The 22,157-nt window shown below is 70.9% G+C and carries 22 protein-coding genes; 7 read left to right on the forward strand and 15 right to left on the reverse strand.

What is annotated here, in order from left to right:
* Positions 1–460 precede the first annotated feature (460 nt).
* The 11 genes from ABZ484_RS33735 to ABZ484_RS33785 all read right to left on the reverse strand — a co-directional run bounded on the left by ABZ484_RS33735 (position 461) and on the right by ABZ484_RS33785 (position 10,806).
* Positions 461–1,036 (reverse strand): transcriptional regulator, encoded by a 576-nt coding sequence (locus ABZ484_RS33735; RefSeq protein ID WP_358869760.1) that lies wholly within the window; start codon positions 1,034–1,036, stop codon positions 461–463.
* A 208-nt stretch (positions 1,037–1,244) separates the two neighbouring features.
* The gene (locus ABZ484_RS33740) at positions 1,245–1,646 is read right to left on the reverse strand and encodes a DUF6009 family protein (RefSeq protein ID WP_358869761.1); all 402 of its coding nucleotides are present in this window, start codon (positions 1,644–1,646) and stop codon (positions 1,245–1,247) included.
* Between the two features lie 244 nt (positions 1,647–1,890).
* The gene (locus ABZ484_RS33745; protein WP_358869762.1) at positions 1,891–3,432 is read right to left on the reverse strand and encodes a phage/plasmid primase, P4 family; all 1,542 of its coding nucleotides are present in this window, start codon (positions 3,430–3,432) and stop codon (positions 1,891–1,893) included.
* Positions 3,429–4,526 (reverse strand): bifunctional DNA primase/polymerase, encoded by a 1,098-nt coding sequence (locus ABZ484_RS33750; RefSeq protein WP_358869763.1) that lies wholly within the window; start codon positions 4,524–4,526, stop codon positions 3,429–3,431. The genes ABZ484_RS33745 and ABZ484_RS33750 overlap by 4 nt, the downstream gene beginning before the upstream one ends.
* A gap of 623 nt (positions 4,527–5,149) precedes the next feature.
* The gene (locus tag ABZ484_RS33755) at positions 5,150–6,265 is read right to left on the reverse strand and encodes a ParB/RepB/Spo0J family partition protein (protein WP_358869764.1); all 1,116 of its coding nucleotides are present in this window, start codon (positions 6,263–6,265) and stop codon (positions 5,150–5,152) included.
* Complete coding sequence (locus ABZ484_RS33760; RefSeq protein ID WP_358869765.1) at positions 6,262–7,527, reverse strand: ParA family protein; 1,266 nt, start codon at positions 7,525–7,527, stop codon at positions 6,262–6,264. The genes ABZ484_RS33755 and ABZ484_RS33760 overlap by 4 nt, the downstream gene beginning before the upstream one ends.
* A 410-nt stretch (positions 7,528–7,937) precedes the next feature.
* A complete protein-coding gene (locus ABZ484_RS33765) occupies positions 7,938–8,255 on the reverse strand; it encodes a type II toxin-antitoxin system PemK/MazF family toxin (protein ID WP_358869766.1) in 318 nt (105 codons plus the stop codon).
* A complete protein-coding gene (locus ABZ484_RS33770) occupies positions 8,252–8,479 on the reverse strand; it encodes a type II toxin-antitoxin system CcdA family antitoxin (RefSeq protein WP_358869767.1) in 228 nt (75 codons plus the stop codon). The genes ABZ484_RS33765 and ABZ484_RS33770 overlap by 4 nt, the downstream gene beginning before the upstream one ends.
* Positions 8,480–8,631: 152 nt before the next feature.
* Positions 8,632–8,955, reverse strand: coding sequence for a replication initiation protein, RepL2 (locus tag ABZ484_RS33775; RefSeq protein ID WP_358869768.1), 324 nt, complete (start codon positions 8,953–8,955; stop codon positions 8,632–8,634).
* The gene (locus ABZ484_RS33780; protein ID WP_358869769.1) at positions 8,955–9,434 is read right to left on the reverse strand and encodes a helix-turn-helix domain-containing protein; all 480 of its coding nucleotides are present in this window, start codon (positions 9,432–9,434) and stop codon (positions 8,955–8,957) included. The genes ABZ484_RS33775 and ABZ484_RS33780 overlap by 1 nt, the downstream gene beginning before the upstream one ends.
* A 925-nt stretch (positions 9,435–10,359) precedes the next feature.
* A complete protein-coding gene (locus ABZ484_RS33785; protein ID WP_358869770.1) occupies positions 10,360–10,806 on the reverse strand; it encodes a DUF1772 domain-containing protein in 447 nt (148 codons plus the stop codon).
* Positions 10,807–10,898: 92 nt separating this feature from the next.
* Here ABZ484_RS33785 and ABZ484_RS33790 point away from each other — a divergent pair, with 92 nt between their 5' ends.
* Positions 10,899–11,477 (forward strand): TetR/AcrR family transcriptional regulator, encoded by a 579-nt coding sequence (locus ABZ484_RS33790; protein WP_358869771.1) that lies wholly within the window; start codon positions 10,899–10,901, stop codon positions 11,475–11,477.
* A gap of 102 nt (positions 11,478–11,579) precedes the next feature.
* Here the strand turns inward: ABZ484_RS33790 and ABZ484_RS33795 are convergent, their stop codons facing one another.
* The 4 genes from ABZ484_RS33795 to ABZ484_RS33810 form a co-directional block, all read right to left on the reverse strand.
* Positions 11,580–12,044 carry a DUF1801 domain-containing protein gene (locus tag ABZ484_RS33795; RefSeq protein ID WP_358869772.1) on the reverse strand — a complete coding sequence of 155 codons (465 nt, stop codon included), beginning with the start codon at positions 12,042–12,044 and terminating at the stop codon, positions 11,580–11,582.
* A 76-nt stretch (positions 12,045–12,120) separates the two neighbouring features.
* Positions 12,121–12,753 carry a glyoxalase gene (locus ABZ484_RS33800; RefSeq protein WP_358869773.1) on the reverse strand — a complete coding sequence of 211 codons (633 nt, stop codon included), beginning with the start codon at positions 12,751–12,753 and terminating at the stop codon, positions 12,121–12,123.
* Between the two features lie 5 nt (positions 12,754–12,758).
* Positions 12,759–13,223: a helix-turn-helix transcriptional regulator gene (locus tag ABZ484_RS33805; protein ID WP_358869774.1), complete on the reverse strand. Its 465-nt coding sequence runs from the start codon at positions 13,221–13,223 to the stop codon at positions 12,759–12,761.
* A 205-nt stretch (positions 13,224–13,428) separates the two neighbouring features.
* Positions 13,429–14,313 (reverse strand): hypothetical protein, encoded by an 885-nt coding sequence (locus ABZ484_RS33810; RefSeq protein WP_358869775.1) that lies wholly within the window; start codon positions 14,311–14,313, stop codon positions 13,429–13,431.
* A gap of 289 nt (positions 14,314–14,602) precedes the next feature.
* Here ABZ484_RS33810 and ABZ484_RS33815 point away from each other — a divergent pair, with 289 nt between their 5' ends.
* The 6 genes from ABZ484_RS33815 to ABZ484_RS33840 form a co-directional block, all read left to right on the forward strand.
* Positions 14,603–15,982 carry a hypothetical protein gene (locus ABZ484_RS33815; RefSeq protein WP_358869776.1) on the forward strand — a complete coding sequence of 460 codons (1,380 nt, stop codon included), beginning with the start codon at positions 14,603–14,605 and terminating at the stop codon, positions 15,980–15,982.
* 28 nt (positions 15,983–16,010) lie between these two features.
* A complete protein-coding gene (locus ABZ484_RS33820) occupies positions 16,011–18,137 on the forward strand; it encodes an AMP-binding protein (RefSeq protein ID WP_358869777.1) in 2,127 nt (708 codons plus the stop codon).
* 98 nt (positions 18,138–18,235) lie between these two features.
* Positions 18,236–18,823 carry a cupin domain-containing protein gene (locus ABZ484_RS33825; protein ID WP_358869778.1) on the forward strand — a complete coding sequence of 196 codons (588 nt, stop codon included), beginning with the start codon at positions 18,236–18,238 and terminating at the stop codon, positions 18,821–18,823.
* On the forward strand, positions 18,820–20,178 hold the full coding sequence (locus ABZ484_RS33830; RefSeq protein ID WP_358869779.1) for an aldehyde dehydrogenase family protein: 1,359 nt from the start codon (positions 18,820–18,822) through the stop codon (positions 20,176–20,178). The genes ABZ484_RS33825 and ABZ484_RS33830 overlap by 4 nt, the downstream gene beginning before the upstream one ends.
* Positions 20,179–20,236: 58 nt before the next feature.
* Positions 20,237–21,472 (forward strand): ATP-grasp domain-containing protein, encoded by a 1,236-nt coding sequence (locus tag ABZ484_RS33835; protein ID WP_358869780.1) that lies wholly within the window; start codon positions 20,237–20,239, stop codon positions 21,470–21,472.
* On the forward strand, positions 21,469–22,157 hold a 689-nt coding region (locus ABZ484_RS33840), incomplete at its 3' end, for an MFS transporter (protein ID WP_358869781.1). The genes ABZ484_RS33835 and ABZ484_RS33840, both read left to right, overlap by 4 nt.

Raw genomic sequence — 22,157 nt, forward strand, 5'->3', positions numbered from 1 at the left:
GGACGAGCTGAACATCCACCCGTCCATGCGCATGCGGATCGATCACGGCATGGCCGACCGGCCCGAGCCTTACATCGGCTGATCACCTGGCTCTCCCGTCACTCCGTTCCGGGACCTGGAATTGCTCCGCAATTCCAGGGAGGAATTCGCTCCGCGAATTCCTGAAAAACGCAGCTAGGCGGGTAGGAGGGGCCGGGGCGAAAGGACCAGAGGGGATGCTGACACCCCGTCAGAAACTAGATCACGGCTAACGAATTCCTCGAATACCCTCCCCCGCACCCCGAACTGAACCCGCTCAATTCCTCCAATTCCATCATCCAGAGCCAAGAATCCGACCGGCAGGCTGCCCAGACGTACCAGGACCAGCTCGCGGCGAAGCGCAAGACCAAGGAGAGGGCGAAGGCGAATGAAGGCGAAGGCGAAGGCGCAGCCCCGGCAAGTGCTCCAGCCATCCTCTGATTCAGGCCGCGAAGCCGATGCTGGTCACGTACTCGTACTGACCCCACTCGGAGCCGAGGTCCACCACCACATCGCTGATCCAGGCGTCGTCCAAGGCCCCTTCATCATCATTGGCCCAGGCTTCGATGACGCGATCCCAGTGACGGACGTTGACCGTGCGGTAGGAGACCACACGCTGACGGGGCCGGTCGACCTGAGACTGGTTGAGCGGGTGGAACTCCACGCGGGTGCCGCGCCCTTCACGGTTGAGCCGCGCGAGCAGGTAGCGGGCGACATTGTGGCGGCGCACGGTCCGATAGGCCGCTTCAATACGGTCGAGGTTCTTCTTCGAAGGGCTGCGCTTGCCGTCCAGCCACGCCTTGAGGGTGCGGTCGGTGACGGTCAGGCCGGCCTCGCGGGCGGCGGCGCGGGCGTGGTCGGTGCGGGTGAGGTAGTGCAGACGTGCGAGCAGGCCACGGCGTGTGGTGATGGGGGTGGCGATGAAGCCGGCGAGCGCGTCGAGCCGACGGGCCACGGCCTCATGCCCCTTGATGCCACGAGCCCCGTATTTGCCGAAATCGATATTCCTCTCCGGCACCCTTGTCTCCTCGGTCTGCGGTGATTGACGGAACCTCAAGCGCAGGACACTTCTGGTGAGTCAAGAATACCGGATTCTTAGGTCCGAAAATACAGGGTCAAGGTCTTTGAAGACGGACGGTGCACAAGGATTTCACCGCTTCCGGCACAATGGCGTCCCATTCTGTGAGCCCGACCAGTACTTCCGCATTCTGCTGGCCGGCCCGTGCTCACAGTGGCAGCGCGTTGCCCGGTTCCTGTACGGCGGGCGACAGCGGGCCGCCCTCCGAGCGTTCTGTCTTGCGTCCCTTGCTGCCTGGGGCGAGGGTGCGTGGGTCCACTGCTTCCGCGGGCGCGCCGGTGGCGTACAGGCCCTCGGGGGCGGTGTCGCGGTCGTGGGGCAGCAGCCAGAAGACCCGGCGGCGGAAGGTGCCCGAGGACCGGGACGGTTTGGCCTGCGGCCCGAGCAACGCGTATCCGACCATGCGCCCGTCGCGGTGGTAGGCGGGCTTGCCGCGACGGGTCGGCAGCCGGTCCAGACTCTGCCGGACGTAGTCGAGCGCGGTGATGTCCTCCAGCCAGACGAGTTCGGCCTCGTGGAGAATCTCGTCCTCTGCGATGAGGGCGCTCATCGGGATTCCTCCGTGGATACCCCGGTCTTCGGGCCGGGAAGGAAACGGACTCCTGCGGAGCTGGGCAGGGTTGGCCGAGTCGCCGTCAGGGCGATTCGGCGTCCACCAACCTCCGGTCGACGCCGTTGCTTACAGGGAAACTGATGGGATGCGAGGTGCGACGCGGCAGGTGAAGCGGGGTCGGTGAAGCAGGAACCCCAGCGGGCGACCGCTGGAGTCCCCCGCCTCTGCGTGGGGGAGGAAGTCAAGCTGTCTCCTCGTCGGCGACGACCAGGCCGATTCCCGGGTAGTACTTCCGCTGGTTGGACAGGATCATCTCCTTGGGCGAGGCCAGTCCCACCACCTCACGGACCCGCGCCGCGAAGGCCCGGGACGAGACGGCCGGGGCCCCCTCATTCTGGCACCAGGTCTTGTAGGCGGCGTAGAGCTGCGCCTGTTCGGCCCTCAGAGAGGGCTCGAGCCGACATGATTCACCCAGGAACCGGCCGGTGTGGTCCTCCGTCTCGGCATAGACGGTCGTGGCGATGCGCACGCGCTCGGGGCCCGTCAGGTCCTTCTCCCCCGCCAGGTAGCGGCGTGCGCCCAGGATCAGCCAGTTGAGGATGCCCGGCCCCTCCTCGGTGACCAGGATGTCCGCCAGATTGTCGATCTTGTGGTCGTCGGACACCACCCGCTCGAAGGGGATGAGCCGCATCCGGCGCCAGAACGCGAAGCCACCCGTGCCGACTTCGGGCCGGTGGTTTCCCAGCAGCCACAGTTTGTGGGTCGGCGCGAAGCTGAAGAAGTCCTGGCGCATTCGGCGGGCCTTGATGCGGTCGCCGCCGGTGAGCAGCTTGACGCGGGCCTCGTCGAACCGGTCCCCGGGCTTGACCTCGCTGCACACGATGACACGGCGGCCGTGCAGTTCGGCGAGGTCCGTGGGATGCCCCTCGTACGGGCGGGCCATAAGGAACCCGGGCGGCGCCGCGTCGGCGTAGTCGCCCAGGAGCTTCATCAGCACGTCCAGCAGCACCGACTTGCCGTTCTTGCCGGAGCCGAACAGGAAGGGCATCACCTGCCCGCCGACGTCACCGGTGATGGAGTAGCCGAGCAGCAGGTGCAGGAAGCCGATCATCTCCACGCCCTCGGGCCCGTCGCCGAAGGTGTCGGTGAGGAACCGGTGCCAGCGCGGTGTGGGCATCGGCTCCGGGGCCACGGCGGTGGACCGGGAGTGGAAGTCCCGGTCGGGATCGGGCGTGCGGATCGCGCCGGTGCGCAGGTCGACGACGCCGCCCGGGGTGCACAGCGCGTACGGGTCGGCGTCCAGCAGGGCCGCGTTGAGCACCATGCCGGGCGCGGATCTGGCCTGGGTGAGCATCGCGTTCATGCCGCTGGTGCTCAGGGCCCGCCGGCGGTGCTGTTGCAGCGCCGACGTGCTGAAGTGGCCGCGCGGGTCGGTGGTGGCGAGGGACTCGGCCAGGTCGCCGGCGGCCCACATCACGGTGTCGTCCTCGTCGATCAGCCAGCGCGTGCTGTCCCACCGGAACCAGCCGAGCCCGGGGACGTGCCGGTAGTCGTTGGCGTACAGCTTGACGAAGAGCTTGGCGTTGCCGCGGTCGCTGAGGGTGTCCGGCAGCAGCCCGTCGGCGGTGGCTGCGCCCGGCGGGGCCGGTTCCCGGCCGTCCGGTGTGCCGAGGCCCCGGCCGTTCGCGCCGTCCGGCCAGGCCTGCCGTTCGGGCTGGGCGAGCAGGATCTGCGCGGCGACCGCCTGCGGGTCGAAGAGGGTGCCGTCGTCCCCCGGCGTCATGCACGGTCTCCTAAATGCAGAGGGCGCCGCCCGCCCGCGTTCAGGCCGCTGCGGATGATGGCCGCACAGCGCCGCTGCTGACCCGGGCGGGCCAGCTCGGCCGTCTCGCGCAGCACCCGTTCCGCCTCTCCCGCGTCCAGTCGGCCGGCGGCCACCAGTCCCCCTGCGGTGTACGAGGCACGGTTCAGTTTCTCGGAGAACGCCGCGCCCTCGGGTACGGCGGCGCAGGCGGCCACGTCGGCGAGCAACGGGGTCAGGACACGGTTCGTGGCGTCCTGGCCTCCACCGGCGGCCAGGACCGCCTGACGGGCCCGTGGCGGCACCGGCCGGGGCGCCGGGACGTGCGCGGGTGGCAGATGGCCGGTGCGCTCCAGTTCGCGGGCGAGCCAGCCGGGCAGCGGTGCGGGTTCCCGTACGTCGCCCATGGGTTCGTACGCCCCGGCCTCGGTCACGGTGCCCGGGGCGACGATGTAACCGCCGTGCGCCCGTACGTCGACCTGCCAGGCAAGCGCCCGGGCGCCCGACCCGGTGGAGCACTGCCAGCGGTGCCCGGGACGGTCCCGGTACCACACGTGCAGGCCGCCGGAGGGCGTGCGGACGCGCAGGGTGGTCTCGTCGTCGGCGGGGCTGACGGCGCCCCGCAGAGCGGCCAGCACGCCGATCGTGTGGAAGCCGTCGGCCAGTCCGGTCAGGTCCACGCTCGCGGCGATCCGGATCCCGGGCAGCAGCCGGTCCCGTTGCGGCAGGAGGCGCTCGTGCGCGTCGATGTCGAGCACCACCAGACCGGCGGGCCCGCAGGCGATCCCGACGCCCAGTCGCGGGGCGCCGCCCCACCATTGTTCGATGCGGGCGTAGTCCAGGGTGGCGGCGTGGAAGCCGTGACACCAGCGGCCGGCCGCGGGGCAGCCGCAGCCCCGGTGGGTGTGCCCCGGAGCCCGGCAGTCGTCGCAGTTGCCCGCCGGGGTCTTGCGTCCCGGAGCGAGCGGGTGCACGGGCCATCCCCGCCCGGCACACCAGCGCGCGATGGCCAGCGACCGTCCGTCGGGAGCCTGCCGCGGTGCAGGGCTATGAGGGTTCCGCAGCTCAGAGGCCATCCGCACCCCCCTCAGCGACCCAAGCGACTGAGCGACGGGGACAGACTAGCGAAGCGGGTGGGCAGGGAGAGGCCCCTGAGAGAACAAAGATTCGGCCGTCGGAGCGTCATGCGACGGGAAGCGGGCGGTCGGGCGGCTGAGGCGGACCGGGCCCAGCGACCGAAGCGAGCGGGAGAGAGCGACCGGGGGTTCTTCGGTAGCTTGTACGTCGCTGCGCAAAGCCGCAGGTCACAGGGGTGAGGCCACAAGAACAGCGACTGAAGCGACTCTAGGTCTCTATATATGACGCACACACGCGCACGCGCACACGCGCGCCAATGTCCTCATATACCCGCACCTTGAGTCGCTTCAGTCGCTGATTCGTCCAAGTACCCACTCTGACCTGCTGGTTCTTCCCAGCGACCGAGAGCGACCCAAACCCCGTCCGGTCGCTCCTCCTCAGTCGCTGCCGTCGGGTCGTCGTCGGCGGCAGCGACTCGAGCGACCTTGGAGCGAACATCCAGATCCGGCCCGCTGGTCGCTCTCGCCAGTCCGCGTGACGCGGCACACGCCGCATGCCGGGCCTGGTTTCGACGGACTGCCCCCTCCCCCCGCAGGGACCTCGTCGTGCCCGCCACCGTGGGTCAACGCGTCTTGTCCGCCCGCTTCGTCCTGTGCTCCAGCAGCAGCTCGAGCATCGCGTCGAATGCCGCGGCGGGCATCTTCCGGATCAGGTGCTGGGCGGCGAGCGGCCCGTCCTCGTAGGGGAACCGCTTCAGCGGCTGCTCGACCGCGTCCGTGTGAACGTCTCGGGGCTCGGGGATCCTGTCCGGGAGCCCCGCAGTCGGGGACGGGTGTACTGCGGTGGAACCTGCCTCACGCGTGGAAGGCTCTCCTGTCCCGGAGGCGGGCTCCATTACCGGGTAATGGGTGGAAGGCTCTCCGGTCCCCGAGGCGGGCTCTATTACCGGGTAATGGCCGGCTCGGTTCGTGAGGGTCTCCGGCTGGCGCTTTGACGCGTGCTTCCCGGCCTGCCCCCTTGCGGCCTCCTTCTCGGCCTGCTGCCGTTTCAGTGCCTCAAGGGCAGTCGCCTGCTCTTCGGGCGGCTTGTTGCCCACTGCGCGCAGCAGCTTGATGGACTCCTCGCCGATCTTCGCCTGGAGTTCCGGTGTCAGGTTCAGCAGTGCGAGGCGTTGGGACACCCAGCCCTGTGACTTGTGCAGCCTCTTGGCCAGAGCCGACTGGGAGCCGTAGATGGCCATCAGGCGCTCAAGGGCGCGCGCTTCGTCGAGCTCGGCGAGGTCCTGTCGGTGGATGTTGGCGACGAGCGCCGACTCCAGCAGGGCTTCGGAGTCGGCGCCCTGGTCGTCGTCCACCCACACCTTGATGTGGGTGAGACCGGCTTCGCGGGCCGCGGCGAGGCGGCTGCTGCCGTCGATGACGACGTGGGTGGTGCTGGGCTCCAGCTCGTTGTCACGGGCCGGGTTCGCCTTCACGTAGGCGTCCCGGTTCATGACCGTGATGGCTTGCTTCTGCCCGTGCTCACGGAGGCTTCCGGTGAGTTCGGTGAGGTCGCCGAGCTGGGAGCGGGGGTTGTCCGGGTTGAGGCTGATCCGGTCGACGGGCAGCCTCGTAGGAGGTGCCACGCCGTCGGTGGGGACGCCGGTGGCCGCGGCGACGGCCTGCCTCCGTGCGCTCACGGGAGCGGTCGTCTTGCTGCCGAACCGGCCTGCTCCCAGCGTGCTGGCCTTGCTGCTCATGAGATCTCCCGTGCGAGTGCACGCATGCTGACGGCTTGTTGGCAGCGAGGCGCATAGGACAGCAGGGGCCGTTTCACGCGGACTGCCTCCTTCTGCTCCTTCAGGTCGCCGATGAGGCCGACCACGCGGGGATCCTTTATGTCGACCCAGCCCTGGAGGGACGAGGTGGCGATGTAGCCGCGGCGGGCGTCGTAGAGGTTGACGACGAGGCCGAGGTAGTCGAGGACCAGTCCGAGGTCGCCGCAGAGGTCGTCGATCTGGCTGGTGAGGAGGTCGTAGGCGTCGGCGGAGCTGTCTTCCGCCTGGACGACGATGAGGGTGCCTGACTTTCCGGGTTCCTCGCCGTCGCGGCGGCGGCCGTAGTAGGCGGCCGCGTCCATGCTCAGGCCGAGGCTGGGCGGACAGTCGACGATGATGACGTCGTAGGCGCCTTCCAGTGGGGCGAGAGCTCGTTCCAGGGCGGCTTCGCGGGCGCGGACGCTGGAGAGACGGACGTCCAGGAGAAAAGCGTCGTTGCACGCGGGCAGCAGGTGCAGGCGGTCGCCGAACGATTCGGGCTCGATGGGCACGATGAGGTCGCGGAGGTCGCCCTTGGGGGTGCCGCCCATGTGGTTGGTGAGACTGTCACCGTCCATCGGCAGCGGAGCGGCACCGAGTTGGTTCGTGAGGTGACACTGGGGGTCGAAGTCGACGAGGAGGATCCGCAGCCCGAGGCCGGGCAGGTTCTCCACGTCCAGCGGGTCCCCGTCGCGCTCGTCGGCGTCCTGGCCGTCGTCGGCGGCGCGCAGGGCGTCGCGGAGCTGCTTGGCGACACGGACGGGGTAGAGCTGGTCCGAGTCCTCCGCCAGTGCCTCACCCAGGCCGGCGGTGATGGCTGTCTTTCCGACCCCGCCCTTCTGGTTGCAGACGATGAGGCGTCGTGTGATGGCGGGCCGTTCGACTTCGGGCGAGGGGTTGATGTCCAGCCACAGCCTCACGGACTGGGCGAGGCCCTGGGTGAGGGAGACACCGCGCTCGTTGGCAAGGCGCCGGAACTCGTCCCACTGGCCTTGTGGGAGGAAGGTGGAGAAGGAGTCGGCGCCGGCGGTGTCGACTCCTTCGGGGGTGGACGCCAGGCGGCACCAGTCGCTGATGCCCTGTTCGACGGCCTGCTGGATCTCGATGCCGTACTGGGCGGCCCTGACTTTCAGGTTCTGCCGGAGCCATCCCGGCAGCTTGGAGACGACCTTCTCGCGGTCGCCGGACGTGGCTGGAGAACTCATGGGGCTACCTTACTAACGCGCAAGATCCTTTCAATGCATCGGCGCGTTAGTTAGGCAAAGTTGACCTGTTCGGGTGGGCCATTACCCGGTAATGACCGCCACGGTGGGCAGCCGAGGCTCGGCGGCCGACCCGACGCCCATTACCGGGTAATGGAAGGTGCGGCGGGCAGCCCGCAGCGGGGCTGACGGGCCGTCACCTATTACCGGGTAATAGCGGGTGCGGCAGGCGGCCCACGGCGCGGCGCCCGGCGCGGCTGACGACCCGGCATCTATTACCGGGTAATAGCGGGTGCGGCTCGTCGCCGTGGTCGCGCCATGATCGATCGTGCCCGGGAGCTCGAAGGGCGCTGGGTGCTCGTCCACCGCTCGACGCGGGCGGCGACGAGGAACGCGCGGAAGACGACGGAGGACTACAGGTCGAGCGCCGCGCGGAGTGCGGTCTCCACGCGCTCCAGGTCCGTGGGACTCAGGTATCCGAGGAGCTTGCCCTGCTCGAACCGCAGGGGCCGGAACTGGCTGATGTCAGAAGCCATGACGACACCACGCACCGGCTGCTCGATCGGAACCGTGAGCAGGGTGTCGCGGGCGTCCTCGACCTCCTGGACCATCAGGCAGGCGATGCCTCCCGGATGCAGCTTGATCACTTGGTTGTGCTGGACGACCAGGACCGTGCGCTCCCGGCCTACGGTGGGCACACGCCACACCGCCCCCCTCAGGACCTCGATCACGCGGCGTCCGCCTCGGCGGCGTCGTACACGTCGTCCAGGGGGTCCAGGCTGCGGATGCGCTGGACCTCGAGCATGGCGTCGCTGAGCAGGCTCTCGCGCACGGCCTTCTCCACGTAGGCGGAGAGGTTGCCGTGACCGGCCGCCTTGGCACGGCGCATGAGGTCCGCCTCCATGGTGATGCTGGTGCGTTCCCGGGTGGACCCCGAGGCCTTCGGTGTCGTCATACGATCCATCCTACAGTTCGGCACACTCAGGCAACGGTGTGATCCCCGGCACCGAAGGCGGCGGCACATACGCAGAAGGGTGCCGAGCCGGCCCGTCCTCGTATGGCGAAGCGACCCGACTCAGGAGTCGGGTCGCTTCGCCATACGGTCCTCTAGCTGCCGACGGCGCGCAGGTGCCGTCCGGCGACGCCTCGGTCCTCGAACATCGCCGGAGTGAGGCGGTACAGCTTCACACTTCCGACGCTGCCGGTTTCTTCCATCCAGCCGGCCGTCACCAGTTCCTTCCGGGTACGGGACAGCACCGGTGGCGTCATCCCCGCTGTGGCGGCCAGCTCGCTTGCCTTGATCATCACGGTGCCGTCCGGCCGTTGCTCCGAGGAGGCGTACAGCATCACGACGATCCGCTGATTGGGGCTCAGTACGCGCCCAGTCTTCCTGAGCAGGTACTGAACGTCTTCCGCATCCTGAATCCTCATCAGGCCTCGTCCTTCTTCCGGCGCCGCCGGTCACGGGGCTCGCGCACCTTGGTCTCTGGCGGGTTCCAGTCCTTCACCGCTTCCCGGTGTGCGAAACCGGTGCCGATGAAGGCGAGGTATGGCGTGCACCTGTAGAAGGTGGTCCGCCCCAACCCGCCCGCCTCCACCAGCAGGCGGGCCTTCTTGAGTACTTTCACCACTCTTGCCAGAGCATCCGAGCTCATGCCGAGTTCTGCCGCGATATCTGCACCCGTTCGCATGATGGCCTCTTCGCTGGTCTCCGTGGCGAACCAGTACCACACGAGTACGCGGAACTCCCGGTCGGTCAGGCCCGAGGCTGCGGAGGCCAGCTCGCGGCCCTTGCGGATGCCTACGTTGATGTGGGCGCCGTCGAAGGCATAGTTGGCGCGCTGCACCTCCTCGAACTCGCCTGTGTCCTGGTCGACCAGCGCGAGGATTCTCCGCGCTTGCTCTGCCATGTGATGGCCGTCTCTCTCGGTCGATGCGGTGGCGGTAACCGATCCGACTCGGGGAGCGGATCACTTACCAGGAAGAGCATTACCACATTGCTAAGTGATCCGACTGCGGAATCGGATCGATGCGCGGTGAGGACATGTGCATATTGCTAAGCGATCCGACTCCAGGATCGGATCGACCCGATCCTGGAGTCGGGTTGATCCGATCCTGGAGTCGGGTCAACCCGATCCTGGAGTCGGCAATGCCGATCCCCGGATCGGGTTACCCGATCCCCGGATCGGATCAGATCGGGCGTTTTCGCAGGTCAGAGGTCTGCGGGGGCTGCGCCTTCTTATAGCGTGAAGGAAGGCCCATATGTGCCGCGCCGTACGGGTCGGCCCTGCGGGCCGCCGCAAGCGGCGGTCCTCGGGCGTGTCGGGCGCGTCAATCAGCTGTCTGCGGGCCGCAATTGGCCGGGGACGCAGGCAACAACCGGGAACCTTGGCTGGGCTCCGTCCGGGGCACAGGTGCATACGCGCGCCTGACCGGTTGACTGCCCCGCCGTCGTGGCGGGCTGGCTTCGGCTGAGGTGGCGAAGGGGTAGGAGTCGATGCAGGCGGCGCGGTGACTTGTCCGTGTTCCGGGGCTTGTGTCGATCGGATGGCAGGTGCTCGGTCGCTTCAGGCGTGGGCGAAGGAACCCCGGGAGCGTGCGACGACGTCCGGCACCGGCACCGGCACGGGAACGATGTCTTCGGGGCCGGGGTGGATGGCGGCCGTATCGTGCGGGAGCGAGGGGGAGGAGGGGTGGGTCGGTGTCGGTCCAGGCTCCGGCCGGTGCATAAGACCAAGGACGGGCCGCGGTCTCGGTCGAGTGCGGCGTCGACCGGGACCGTACGAGACAGCTCGGGGAGTGGCCACGGTCGTGCGTGCCGAGGCAGCGGTGGTGTCACGTGAGGGCGCCGACCAGCAGGGTGAAGGCGGCGATGAGGACGGCGACACGGACGTAGTGGTAGCGGTTCCAGCGGTGCAGCTGCTGCTTCCAGTCGGCGGGCCGGTTGTCGGGGGTCCACGTCTTGTTCCGGTTGTTGATCGGGACGAGCAGCAGCACCGACATCACCACGCTGACGATCAGCAGGCCGGCGGCGGTGACGACGAGGCCGGTGCCGTGGTGGTGCCGTCCGGCGGCGGCCCAGATCGTGCTGAGGACGAGCGAGCCCACGTACCAGAACGGCATCAGGGCGCCGAGCATCCGGCCGCCGTGGGCGTGGCCGAGCTGGCCGCTGTCCTCGGGAAGCGCGTCCAGGATCCGGTTCATGATGAAGGCGACGGAGAACTCCACCCCCACCATCAGGCCGACGACGACGGTGGTGACGACTTCGAGCGTGCTGAGCATGGCGATCCCTCCCGCTGTGCTAGCGTTGCTAGGCAGTAAGGCAACGCTAGCGCTGCTGGCGCTCGATTGTCTAGCGGTGCTAGGATCGGTGCATGTCGGTAAAGGAACGCAAGGAGCGTGAACGGGCGAGCCGCGAACGCCTCATCGTGGCGGCGGCCCGCGAACTCGCCGAGGAGCAGGGCTGGGACGCGGTCACCACCCGCCGGCTCGCCGAGCGCATCGAGTACAGCCAGCCCGTCCTCTACAGCCACTTCCGCGGCAAGCGCGAGATCATCGGCGCCGTCGCCCTCCAGGGCGCCGCGGAGATGGCCGTGGCGGTGCGCGCCGCGACCGCCGGCGCGGACGGCCCGCGCGAGCGGGTCGCCGCCCTGGCCCGTGCCTACCTCGACTTCGCCGAGCGCAACCCGGCGGTCTACGACGCCATCTTCCAGCTCGACGGCGGCCTGGCGTACGCGCAGGAGGACACCCCGGAGCCGCTGAAGGACGCCTTCGCCGCGCTGATGGAGAGCCTGGGAGAGGTCGCCGGGAACGGCATCGACCCGGGGCTGTTCACCGAGGTGTTCTGGGCGTCCCTGCACGGGCTCGCCACCCTGACCCGCGCGGGCCGCCTGCTGCCCGAGTACGCCGAGCCGAGGGTGGAGCTGCTGGTGGACCGGCTCGCCATGATCTGACACACCGTCCCGGCGGGCCTGCGGCCGAGGCCCTCGGGGCCCTTCGCTGCCTGCTTGCGGCAACCGTGCCAGGGGCACCGGCCCGGGAGGGGGCGCCGGCCGTCAGCCCACCGCCTGCTTGAGGAGGGCGCCGATGCGCTTCTCCTCGGCGGCGGTCAGCTTGGTCAGGGCGTAGGAGGTCGGCCACATCGCGCCGTCGTCGAGCGCCGCCTGGTCGCTGAAGCCGAGCGTGGCGTACTTCGACTTGAACTTCTGCGCGCTCTGGAAGAAGCACAGGACCTTGCCGTTCCTGGCGTAGGCGGGCATCCCGTACCACAGCCTCGGCGTGAGCTCCGGGGCGCTGGCCTTGACGATCTCGTGGAGCTTCTCGGCGAGGACCCGGTCCGCCTCCGGCATCTCGGCGATCTTCGCGAGCACCTCGCCCTCCGGGTCCCCCTTGGACCCGCGTCGCGCGGTCTTCAGCTCCTTGGCCCGCTCCTTCATCGCCTCCCGTTCCTCGGCGGTGAAGCCCTCGTGCTTCCCGGCGGCCGAGCCGGAGTTGTCGGCGGACGACTGCGTGCGCTTCATGGTGGTTGTTCCTCCCCCTGGCGGAATTCGATGTGCACTTCTCACGCGGGGATGTCTCCCCGCACGGCGTTCGGTCCTAGGCCGGTGTGGACGTCACCGGGGCGGGCTTCCAGGCGAAGCCGTCCGGGTCGGTGAAGGCCCCGGTGGTGCCGCCGAGCACGATCCGGTGCGAGCCGCTGCCGTCCTCGGGCACCCCGACGTCCTTGGCCAGGCCCCGGCGCTTGTACAGGGCCAGCTTGACGGGGGCGTCGTCGTCGGAGGCGAACTCGACGTACTTGCCGCCGAAGCTCTTCGCCACGGACAGGCCCTGCTCGACGTAGAACTGCTTGCTCGCCTTGACGTCCTCGACGCCCAGCAGGAGCACGAGCTGGTCGATCCTCCGGGTGGCGGGGCCGGTGTTCTTCTTCGACGAGGTCGCGATCTTCCAGATCGTGCCGTCCGGGGCCTGGACGACGGCGCCGTAGCCCCACAGGGACTTCGTGGCCGGCTTCAGCGTGGTGGCGCCCGCCTCGAGGGCGGAGGCGACGAAGCCGTCGACGTCGGCCGGCTGGGAGACGGTGATCGACATCGTGAACCCGCGGAAGCCGGTCGTCGGCGTCTCGGAGGTCCGCAGGCGTACCTGCGAACCCAGTCCGAACGCGGCGGAGTAGAAGCGGTCGGCGGCCGTGGCGTCGGCCACCTCCAGAGTGACGGATGCGAGGGAAGTCATGACGATCACGCTAGCCGCGCCGTGCTCGCCGGGGCTTCTTCATTCCTGCTCGATACCGGCACCGGCGCCGTCACGTGCCACGGCAGCTCCGTCGTGCCGAGGGCCGCGCGGGTGCGGTAGACGCCGGGCTCCATGCCGACCAGCTCGGTGAAGCGGGCGCCGAACGCGGCCGCCGACGGGCATCCGACGGCGCGGCAGACCTCGCTCACGCTGCCCTCGCCGTGCCGGAGCAGGGCCATCGCGTGCTCGACGCGGAGCGTCATCAGATAGGCGTACGGCGACTGGCCGTAGGCGTCGCGGAACTGCCGGGCGAGCAGGCCGGGCGGGATGCCCGCGTCGCGGGCGAGGGCCTCGACGTCCAGCGGCCGCGTGTACTGCCGGCCGATCCGGTCGCGGACGCGGCGCAGACGCGCGAGGTCGAGCAGGCGCTGCGCGGCGATCCGCGCCTGCCGCCAAGCGGGGTGACACATGGCAGAGCCCCTCCCTGCTCGGTGCCGGGGCGCAGCTCCTGTCCGCGGGCCGGGGTGCCCGCCGGATCAGGGAACGCGCGGTCCCTCACGCCGTGCGGCTGAGTGGTGAGGTCCATGGCCTCACGCTAGCCGCGGGCCCGTTGCCCGGGCTTCTCGAATCCTGATCCTCTCGGGCCGGGGACGTGCGGTGACCTGTGACCGTCCGTCACCCTGGCCGCTTGACCTCTCCGTGAGGAATCGCGGGTGTTCGCGGCGTGTGGAGGAGTTCGGTGAGTTCGGCCGGTGGGAGATAGCCGGTCAGGCCCGCTCGGAGCCAGGCCAGGCGTGCGTGGTGCAGCGTGGACGGGGAGGTTCCCGGGGCGGCGTGGGCGGCCGTGGTGCCGAGGAAGCCGGTGACCGCGCGGGCCGCTACCGCCCGGGCGCTGTGCTGTTCGGCGGTGAGCAACAGGTGCACTGAGCCGCCCGGGCGGACCGTGGCCGTGTACGGGTGGCCCGGGGGGAGGTAGAGGGCGTCACCGGCTGCGAGGGTGACCGTCGCCCGGGGGTCCTCCTCGCCGGCGGTGGTGGTCTCGGGGTCCGTGGTGTTCCAGCGGGTCTGTCCGTCGAGTTGGAGGACGAACAGGTGCTCCGGTGTGTGACGGACGCGCCTGCGGGCCGTCGCGGTGTCCGGTGCGAAGGCCGCGCGGCGGACCGGGTCGGCGGCGCCGAGCACGAGGGTCGCCCGGACGGTGGTGCCGAGGTCCTCGGCCAGGTTGGTGAGCAGGTCCGCGATCCAGGTCTCGTGCTGCTCGGCGTGGTCCAGGCGGAAGGTGCCGTTCCTGGTGGCCCGGGCGCGGGTGGGCGGGTGTGCCGGGGCGGCGCCGGTGTCCTCGGGGACGGCGCCGGTGCACGGGAGGGCGGGCAGGCCGGTGCCGATGCGGGACCTGATCCCGTCGCGGGTCAGAAGGCCGGGCGGGAAACGGGACGGCAGGAACGCGCTCGTGACGCCCCAGGCCTCGCCGTGGAAGGTGTCCGTGTCGTCGACGAGTGCGGCCAGACGGACCGGTGGCCGCAGGATCTCCTCGGGTGCGCGCGAAGACGTGACGGCCATATTTCCGCCTCCTGTGTCGAAACCCCACCGGCGTTCGGTTCTCCCGGGAAGTCTGGAGAGAAGTTAGGAGAATCCTGTCCGGTGGGCAACCGTGTCCCATGGCGGCTCCAGCGGGATTCCAGTCCGCGTGCAGCGAGAGTACGGAAGGACCGGAGGGAGCGGGCCCAGGGGGAGAGAACTCCTTGAGTTCCGGTCCAGGCTCGGTTCAGTTCGTTGGCCGTTGCCGGGGATTCCCTCCTAGCCTCTCGGTCTCAGTGACCCGGTGTCTCGTGTTCCGGAGGAGGGATCCATGGGGCAGGTCGTCGACGTCCGGATTCTGGGGGACTCCGGTGAGCTTCTCTGGCAGGGGCCGGAAGCCGGGTACAGGAACGTGCTGGCCTCTCTCGATCCGGGGAACTCGGCGCTGCGCATGCTGGCCGACGGGGATCCGGAGCATCGCTGCGCGCGGGACGAGGTGATGCGGACCGCGGAGACGCTGGAGCTGGTCAGCCGGCGCGGGATGCCGCGGGGGTTCTTGACGACGCTGCCCCGGGGTGCCGTCTTCGAGGAGGGTGTGGACGCCTTCAACGCCCCGCACCTGGCCGCGCTGGACGTCCATCCCGTGCATTTCCCGCTCGTCTTCGACGGATCGGGTCCGGCGATGACCGAGCTGACCGCCGACTACGCGGCCCAGCGGCGGATGTTCGAGCTGACGGAGAAGGGCGGCGGGCTTCGGCTGAGCTACGCGGCGGACCCCAATCTGTTCTCCTGGTTGCGGGACACCACGCTGGACCGGGCCCGGCTGCCGTACGCGATGTACAGCCCGCAGCCGGTGTTCCGCCGGTTCCGGTCGGGTGAGACGAACATTCAGCGCCGGCGGCAGTTCACGGTGCCCGATGTGCACGTCCTGGCCGCTCCGGAATCCGCTGCGGAACAGTATCTGCACGCACTGGGCCTGGCGGCCGAATCCACTGCTTTCTGGTTCGGCCGGGATTATGTGCACGTTCTCGATTCGGTGGTGGGCACCACCCAGGACACCGACGATTTCTACAGCCGGGCGGCGAAGAGCGCGGCCGGGATCACGGTGGTACGGCGGCTGCCCGCGCATCCGAAATACTATGCGCAGAAGACCGGGATTCTCGTTTCCTCCGGCTATGACGCGGTCATGCTCCAGAACATCCAGCTGGACGAGATCAACGCGCCCCGGTTCGGGATCCGGCTGGACGACGGGGAGTTCCCCGTGATCATTCACGCCTGTGTGGCCATGGGCGGCTCGCGGATGATGCCGTTGGTCCTCGGGCGGGGCCTCGCGGGCCTGGGACCACAGGAGATACCGGCGGAACTGGCCGCCGTGCAGGTCGTGTTCGTCCCGCTGGCCGAGAAGCACGCCGGCCGGGCGTACGAGCTGGCCGGCTCCCTGTGGACACAGGAGGTGCGCACGGCCGTGGACCTGGAGTTCCGGCGGCCGGTGCGGGCCAGGATCGGCCGGCTGCGCCGTGACTGGCAACCGCTGTACTGCGTGATCGGTGACCGGGAACTGACCGGGCCGCCCGGGTTGCAGACGTCGGGCGGGCAGCGCATCGACGTGCCGTACGGGCGGTATCTGGCCGAGCGGCTGCCGCGGTGGCTGCGGTGTCGTCCGCACACTCCGGCCGGGACGGCGGCACCGTCGCCGGTCCTCGGTTCCTGACCTTCGGCTCAGAGAGGTTGATGTACCGATGACTGCATGGCGGCCGGTGCTGGCGGAGCTCGAGGCGGGCGCCCGCGTGGTGCTGCGATGCCCCAGCGGGCAGGGGCTGGCCGAGGCGCTGACCGCCTGCTTCGAGCTGGGGCTCGTCAGTGTGCCGCTCTCCGCGAAGTGCACCGACGGGGAGCTGGCCGAGCTGGCCGGGCGGGTGGGCGCCTGTCTCGTGCTCGACGGTCCCGCCCTCACGCCCCGGAAGCTGGCCGGCCGGCCCGCGCATCCCGAGGCCGAGGGGCTCGCCTACGTCATGTTCACCTCGGGCTCCACCGGGCGGCCCAAAGGGGTCAAGCTCGGCCGGGACGCGATCCTCGGCAACGCGCTCAAGACCGCCCGTCTGCACGGTTTCTCGCCCGACCGGCCGCACGGCACCTGCCTGCCGCTGTACCACTGCAACGCCATCGTCATGTCGCTGACCGGGACCCTGGCCACCGGCACACCGCTCGTCGTCTCCCAGCCCTTCGAACCGGCCCGGTACTTCAAGGAGCTCCAGGCCGCCGGCGCGCGTACGGCGTCCATCGCACCGGCCCTGCTGCACGAACTGGTGCGGGCCCGGCCCCAGTGGCCGGAGAGCCTGGAGTACCTGATCACCGCCGCCGCGCCCCTCACCAGCGAGCTGGCCCGCCGGTTCCACGACGCCTACGGGCCCCGGCTGCGTCAGGGCTACGGGCTGACGGAGGCGGTGAACTTCAGCTTCGTCATGCCGCTGCTGGACACCGCGGGCTTCCGCGAGCAGTACATCGCGCGGCAGCCGCCGGTGGGGCTGCCCCTGGAGGGCACCGAGCTGCGCCTGGAGGACGGGGAGGTGTGGATCCGTACGCCGGACCGGATGCGCGGCTACTGGGAGGACCCACAGGCCACCGCCCGTGTTCTGACCGACGACGGCTGGCTGCGCACCGGCGACATGGGGGAGGAACGGGACGGCTTCCTCGTCCTGAGGGGCCGGCGCGACGACCGGGTGAACCGCGGCGGTGAGAAGTACCACCCGCTTCAGATCGAGCAGCGCTGGCGGCAGCGCGGGCTGGAGGGGCGGATCGTGGCGGTCGCGGTGGACGAACCCGCCTACGGGCAGGAGTTCGGACTGATCGCGCCGGACGCGTCGCCCGCCGGCCTGCGGGCGGTGTACGACGGGGGTTTCCCGCGGCCCGTCGCGGCCGGGACCGGAGGATATCTGGCCACCGACACCGGCAAGCCGCGGCGTGCGGCGATGGGCCGTCGGCTGGCCGCGCTGCGGGACGGGGCGCGGCGCTACGAGGAGTTGCTGCGCTACGCCGCCGCGGCCGCGCGTGCCGTCGTCGACAGCCCCGTACGGCCCACGACCGCCCAGTCCGCCCACCTGCGCTGCCAGGCGCTGGCGCTGGCGGCCGCGGTGGGCGGGGCCGGGCCGCGGGAGCCGCAGGCCACGCCGGCGCGCAGTGCGGCGCACGACGCGCTGGACGCGCTGGTCGAGGGCTGGCCGGAGTTCGCGGCGGGCGCGTGCTCGGGCGAGGACCTGATGCGGCGCCACCCGGGGTTGTGGAAGCGGCTGATGACCGAGTGGCCCATGGACCGCTACCCGGAACTGATCACGCGGGTCCTGACCGCCGGCGGCCTGCTGACCGGGCGGGTCCTGGAGGTGGGTTCCGGGGTGGGCAACACCACCTCCCGCGTCGCCGGTGCGGTCGACGGCGACTTCGTGTGGTCGGACCGGCTGCCCGGACTGGTGGCCCGCGGCACCTGGCCGGGCCGGGGCGTCGTCCTCGATCTGGATGCCGAGCCGCCGGCGGGGCTCGGCGGGTTCGACACGATCCTGGCCACCAACGTCGTGCACTGTGTGGCGGACAAGGCGGCGACGCTGCGCCGGCTGCGCGCCCTGCTCGTGGACGGCGGCCGTCTGGTGCTGGCGGAGGGGGCGAGTCCCACCACCGCCGACGGTGCTCCGTGGGCGCTGGACTTCCTGTTCTGCCTCTTCGACGGCTGGTGGGACCGGGGCGGCTTCCGCACGCGGTGGGAGTGGCTGGACCTGCTGCGCGGTGCCGGATTCGGTGACCTGGGCTTCTCCGCCCTGCGCGCCGGGCCGTACGACCTGGGCGGTGTCGTCTGGGGCGGGAGGCCGCCCCTCTGACGCGCGCCGCCCCCGCCGCCCGGTGGCCCCGTCCCGCCGGGCCGCATCCCTTTCGCTCCCTTCCCGATGCCTGACACTCGATGCCTCAAGGAGTCCGCATGCTCACCACGCACGCTCACCGCTCCGCAGCCACGACGGCCGACGCGCCGCAGCGGCTGAACATCGTCGACTGGGCCACCAGCCTGGTCGGGGACGGCTCCACCCGCCTGGACATCGACCACGGCCCGCGGCCGGTCGACGTGCACGGCTCCCCGGCGACCGGTCAGGCGCTGGTGACCAACGGCTCGGTGGGCGCCGACGTGATACGACTGCCCGCGGGCACCGGGTTCGTGCCCCACACCCACCCCGGCCACCACATCCTGATCGTCGTCGGCGGCGAGGGCACCATCACCTACGACGGCCGCGTGTACCCGACGCGGGCGGGCCAGGTCTATCTGGTGGAGGGCGAGGTGCCGCACGCGGTCGGCGCCGTCACCGACCATGTGATCGTGGCCGTGGGCTCGCCGCACAAGGAGATCGACGCCGAGGACCGCATGGCGCCGGTGCCCTACGAGGAGGTCATCGCCCCCGACGGCGACCTGACCTGCCTGATCTGCGACGTGAGCGCCGTCGTGCCGGAGCGGCTGCACGGTCTGGACTGTCCGCACTGCCCGTGCCGCGACTGCGCCACCCGGACCACCCGGTGAGCGCCGCTGCCGCGCTGCCGCTCGTCGACCCGCGCACCGGCCGGGTGCGCGGGCGGCTCGCCCCCGGCCGGGAGGGGGACGTCACCGGTGCGGTGACCGGCGCCCGGCGGGCCTTCGCCGCCTGGGGGCACCTCACTCCAAAGGAGCGCGCGCACCGGCTGGAGCGGCTGGCGGGCCTGATCGAGGAGCACGCCGGGGCTTACGTGGAGCGGGAGCGGGCCGGCACCGGGAAGCCGGCGGGTGAGGCGTCCGGGGAGGTCGCCGAGGCGGCCGACCTGTTCCGCTTCTACGCGTGGGCCGCCAGGACCAGCGGCTCCCCGGCGGCCGGGTCGCTGATCGGCGGCCACGAGAGCTGGGTGCGCCGGGAGCCGGTCGGCGTGGTGGCCGCGATCGTGCCGTGGAACTATCCGCTGATGATGGCCGCCTGGCGGTGCGCGCCGGCGCTCGCCGCCGGCAACTGTGTGGTCGCCAAGCCGGCCGAGACGACACCGGACGCACTGGTCCTGCTGGCCGAGCACGCCGAGGAAGCGCTCGGGGCGGGGGTGCTGCGGGCGGTGCCCGGCGACCGGGAGACAGGACGGCTGCTGGTCGGCGCCGACGTCGACATGATCGCCTTCACCGGCAGTGCGGCGGCCGGCGCGGACGTCGCCGCCCGGGCCGGGACACGGCCGGTCAGCCTGGAACTCGGCGGGAACAGCCCGGTGATCGTGCTGCCCGACGCGCCCCGGCAGACATGGGCGGATGTCGCGGCGGCCTGCGTGTACAACGCGGGGCAGAGCTGTGCGGCTCCGGCCCGTGTGATCGCGGTCGGGGACGCCTACGAGCAGGCGGTCACGTCGCTGACCGGGGCGATGTCCGAGCGGCTGGCCGGACGTGACTTCGGACCGCTCAACAACCCGGCCCAGGCGGACCGTTACGACCGCATAGCCGGTGCCTCCGGCGCCAAGCACGACGTGACCGCGGGCTTGGCGACGGCCGCGGGCGAGGAGGGCGGGTTCTGGCGCGGCGCGCGGGTGCTGGCCGATCTGCCCGAGGACAGTCCCGCGCTGGTCGAGGAGGTCTTCGGGCCGCTGCTGACCGTGCAGCCGGCCCGGGACGTGGAGCACGCCCTCGACATCGCCCACGGTGTGCCTCAGGCGCTCGCCGCCAGTGTGTGGACCCGTGACGTGACGTGCGGGCTGGACCTGGCGGGCCGGCTGGACGCCGGTGAGGCCTGGGTCAACTGCCATCTGGTGCAGACGGCCGAACTCCCGCACGGCGGGCGCCGGGGCTCCGGCCAGGGCACCGACCTGAGTGTCCTCGCCCTGCACGAGTACCAGCGGCCCAAGACCGTCACGGTCCGTCTGCTGCCCTGAGCCCGCCCGCCCCGTTCCCGACATCCGCCCTGCCCCATTCCCGACGAAGGACACCAGCATGAGAATCGGCATCGTCGACGGTTACTCGACCGCCCGTTTCCTGGTCGAGGACCTGGGCCGGGCCGGAGCCTCCTGCGTGCATGTGCGCAGTCAGGAACATCCGCCCGCGGTGTACGTCCGGGCGTTCGACCCGTCCGCCTACCATCGTGACCTGGGCTGGTTCCCCCGGCCCGAGGAGGCGGCCGCGGCGCTGGCGGAGCTGGGTGTGAGCCGGGTCGTGGCCGGGACCGAGTCGGGGGTGCTGCTGGCCGACCGGCTGAACGAACTGCTCGGGCTGCCCGGGAACCGGCCGGAACTGGCCACGGCGCGGCGCGACAAACCGGCGATGGCGCGGGCCTTGCGCGCGGCCGGCCTGGCGGCCGCCGAGGACGTCTCGGTGTCCGACCCGGCCGAGGGGGTGGCCTGGTTCGCCGGCCGGCCCGGCGGCCGGGTGGTGGTCAAGCCGGCGTCCAGCGCGGGCAGTGACAACGTGTGGGTGTGCGGCACCGGGGCGGAGGTGGCCGCGGCCTGCCGTGCGGTGCTGGACGCGCCGGACTTCTTCGGCGAGCCGAACCGTACGGCGCTGGTGCAGGACTATCTCGACGGCGAGGAGTACCTGGTCAACTCCGTCTCCCGGGACGGCGATCACAAGATCGTCGAGGTGTGGCGCTCGGCACGGCTGCCGGGCCCGGACGGCTCGTGCCTGTACGACTTCCAGGAGCCGCTGTCCTGTGACGCACCGGCCGCCGTCGCGGCGGTGGCCTATGTCCGGCAGGTGCTCTCCGCGCTCGGCATCCGCGACGGCGCCGGGCACAGCGAGTTGCGCATGACGGCCGCCGGCCCGGTGCTGCTGGAGACCGGGGCACGGCTGTGCGGCGGGGTGCTGCCGGAGGTGTCGCTGAGGTACTCCGGCATGTCGCAGGTACGGCTGCTGACGCTGTCCCTGGTCGATCCGGCCGGTTTCGCCGCCTTCGACGACACCGCGGTGCGCTGGTCCAGGGCGGTGCGCTGGGTCTCACTGATCAGTGACCGTGAGGGCCGGTGCGCCTCGGACACGTGGCGGGAGAAGCTGCGGCGTCTGGAGACGTTCGACGGGCTGGTCAGCAGGGTGTCCGCGGGCGGGCCGGTGCGGCGGACGGTGGATCTGGCCTCCTCCCCCGGTTTCGTCTATCTGACGGCGGACTCGGCGTCGGCGGTGCGGGAGGACTACGAGCGGCTGCGCGCGCTGGAGACGAACGGGTTCTACCTCTCATGAGGCCGGCCGGCGCGAGCGGCGCGGGCCTCGGCGGGCGCGCCGGGCGGGTGTTCGCCGTGGTCTCCCTGCTGGACTCGCTCGGGACCGGGCTGTATCTGGCGGGCGGCACGGTGTACTTCGTGCAGGGCGTGGGGCTGACCCCGGCGCAGCTGGGGCTGGGGCTGGCCCTCGCGGGTGGCGCCGGGTTCCTCGCCACGGTGCCCGTCGGGCTGCTGGCCGACCGGTGCGGTGCCCGGCCGGTGCTGATCGGGCTCCAGCTGTGGCTGGCGGCCGCGTTCGCGGCGCTGGCGTTCGTACGCGGGCCGCTGGCCTTCGCCGCGGTGTGCTGCCTGGTGACGATGGCCGAGCGGTCCGCGCCGCCCATGATCCAGGCGGTGGTGGCGGACCTGGCGGGCGGTGGCGGGCAGGTCGGTGCCATGGCCCGGATCCGTACCGTGCGCAATGTCGGCTACGCGCTCGGCGCGCTGCTGGCCACGCCGCTGATCGCCGTGCACCAGCTGTGGGCGTTCCGGGCGATGCTGCTGGGCAACGCCGTCTCCTATGTCGTGGCCGCGCTGCTGCTGCGCACGGTGGCGGTGCCCTGCCGGGCGCGCGGCTCCGCCGTGTCCGCACGCCGCACCTGGCTGCCACGTGGGCTGGGCGACCGGCGGTTTCTCGCGGTGACCGGGCTCAACGGGGTGCTGGT

It is taken from the genome of Streptomyces sp. NPDC006393 (genome assembly GCF_040628575.1).
Classification (GTDB): domain Bacteria; phylum Actinomycetota; class Actinomycetes; order Streptomycetales; family Streptomycetaceae; genus Streptomyces.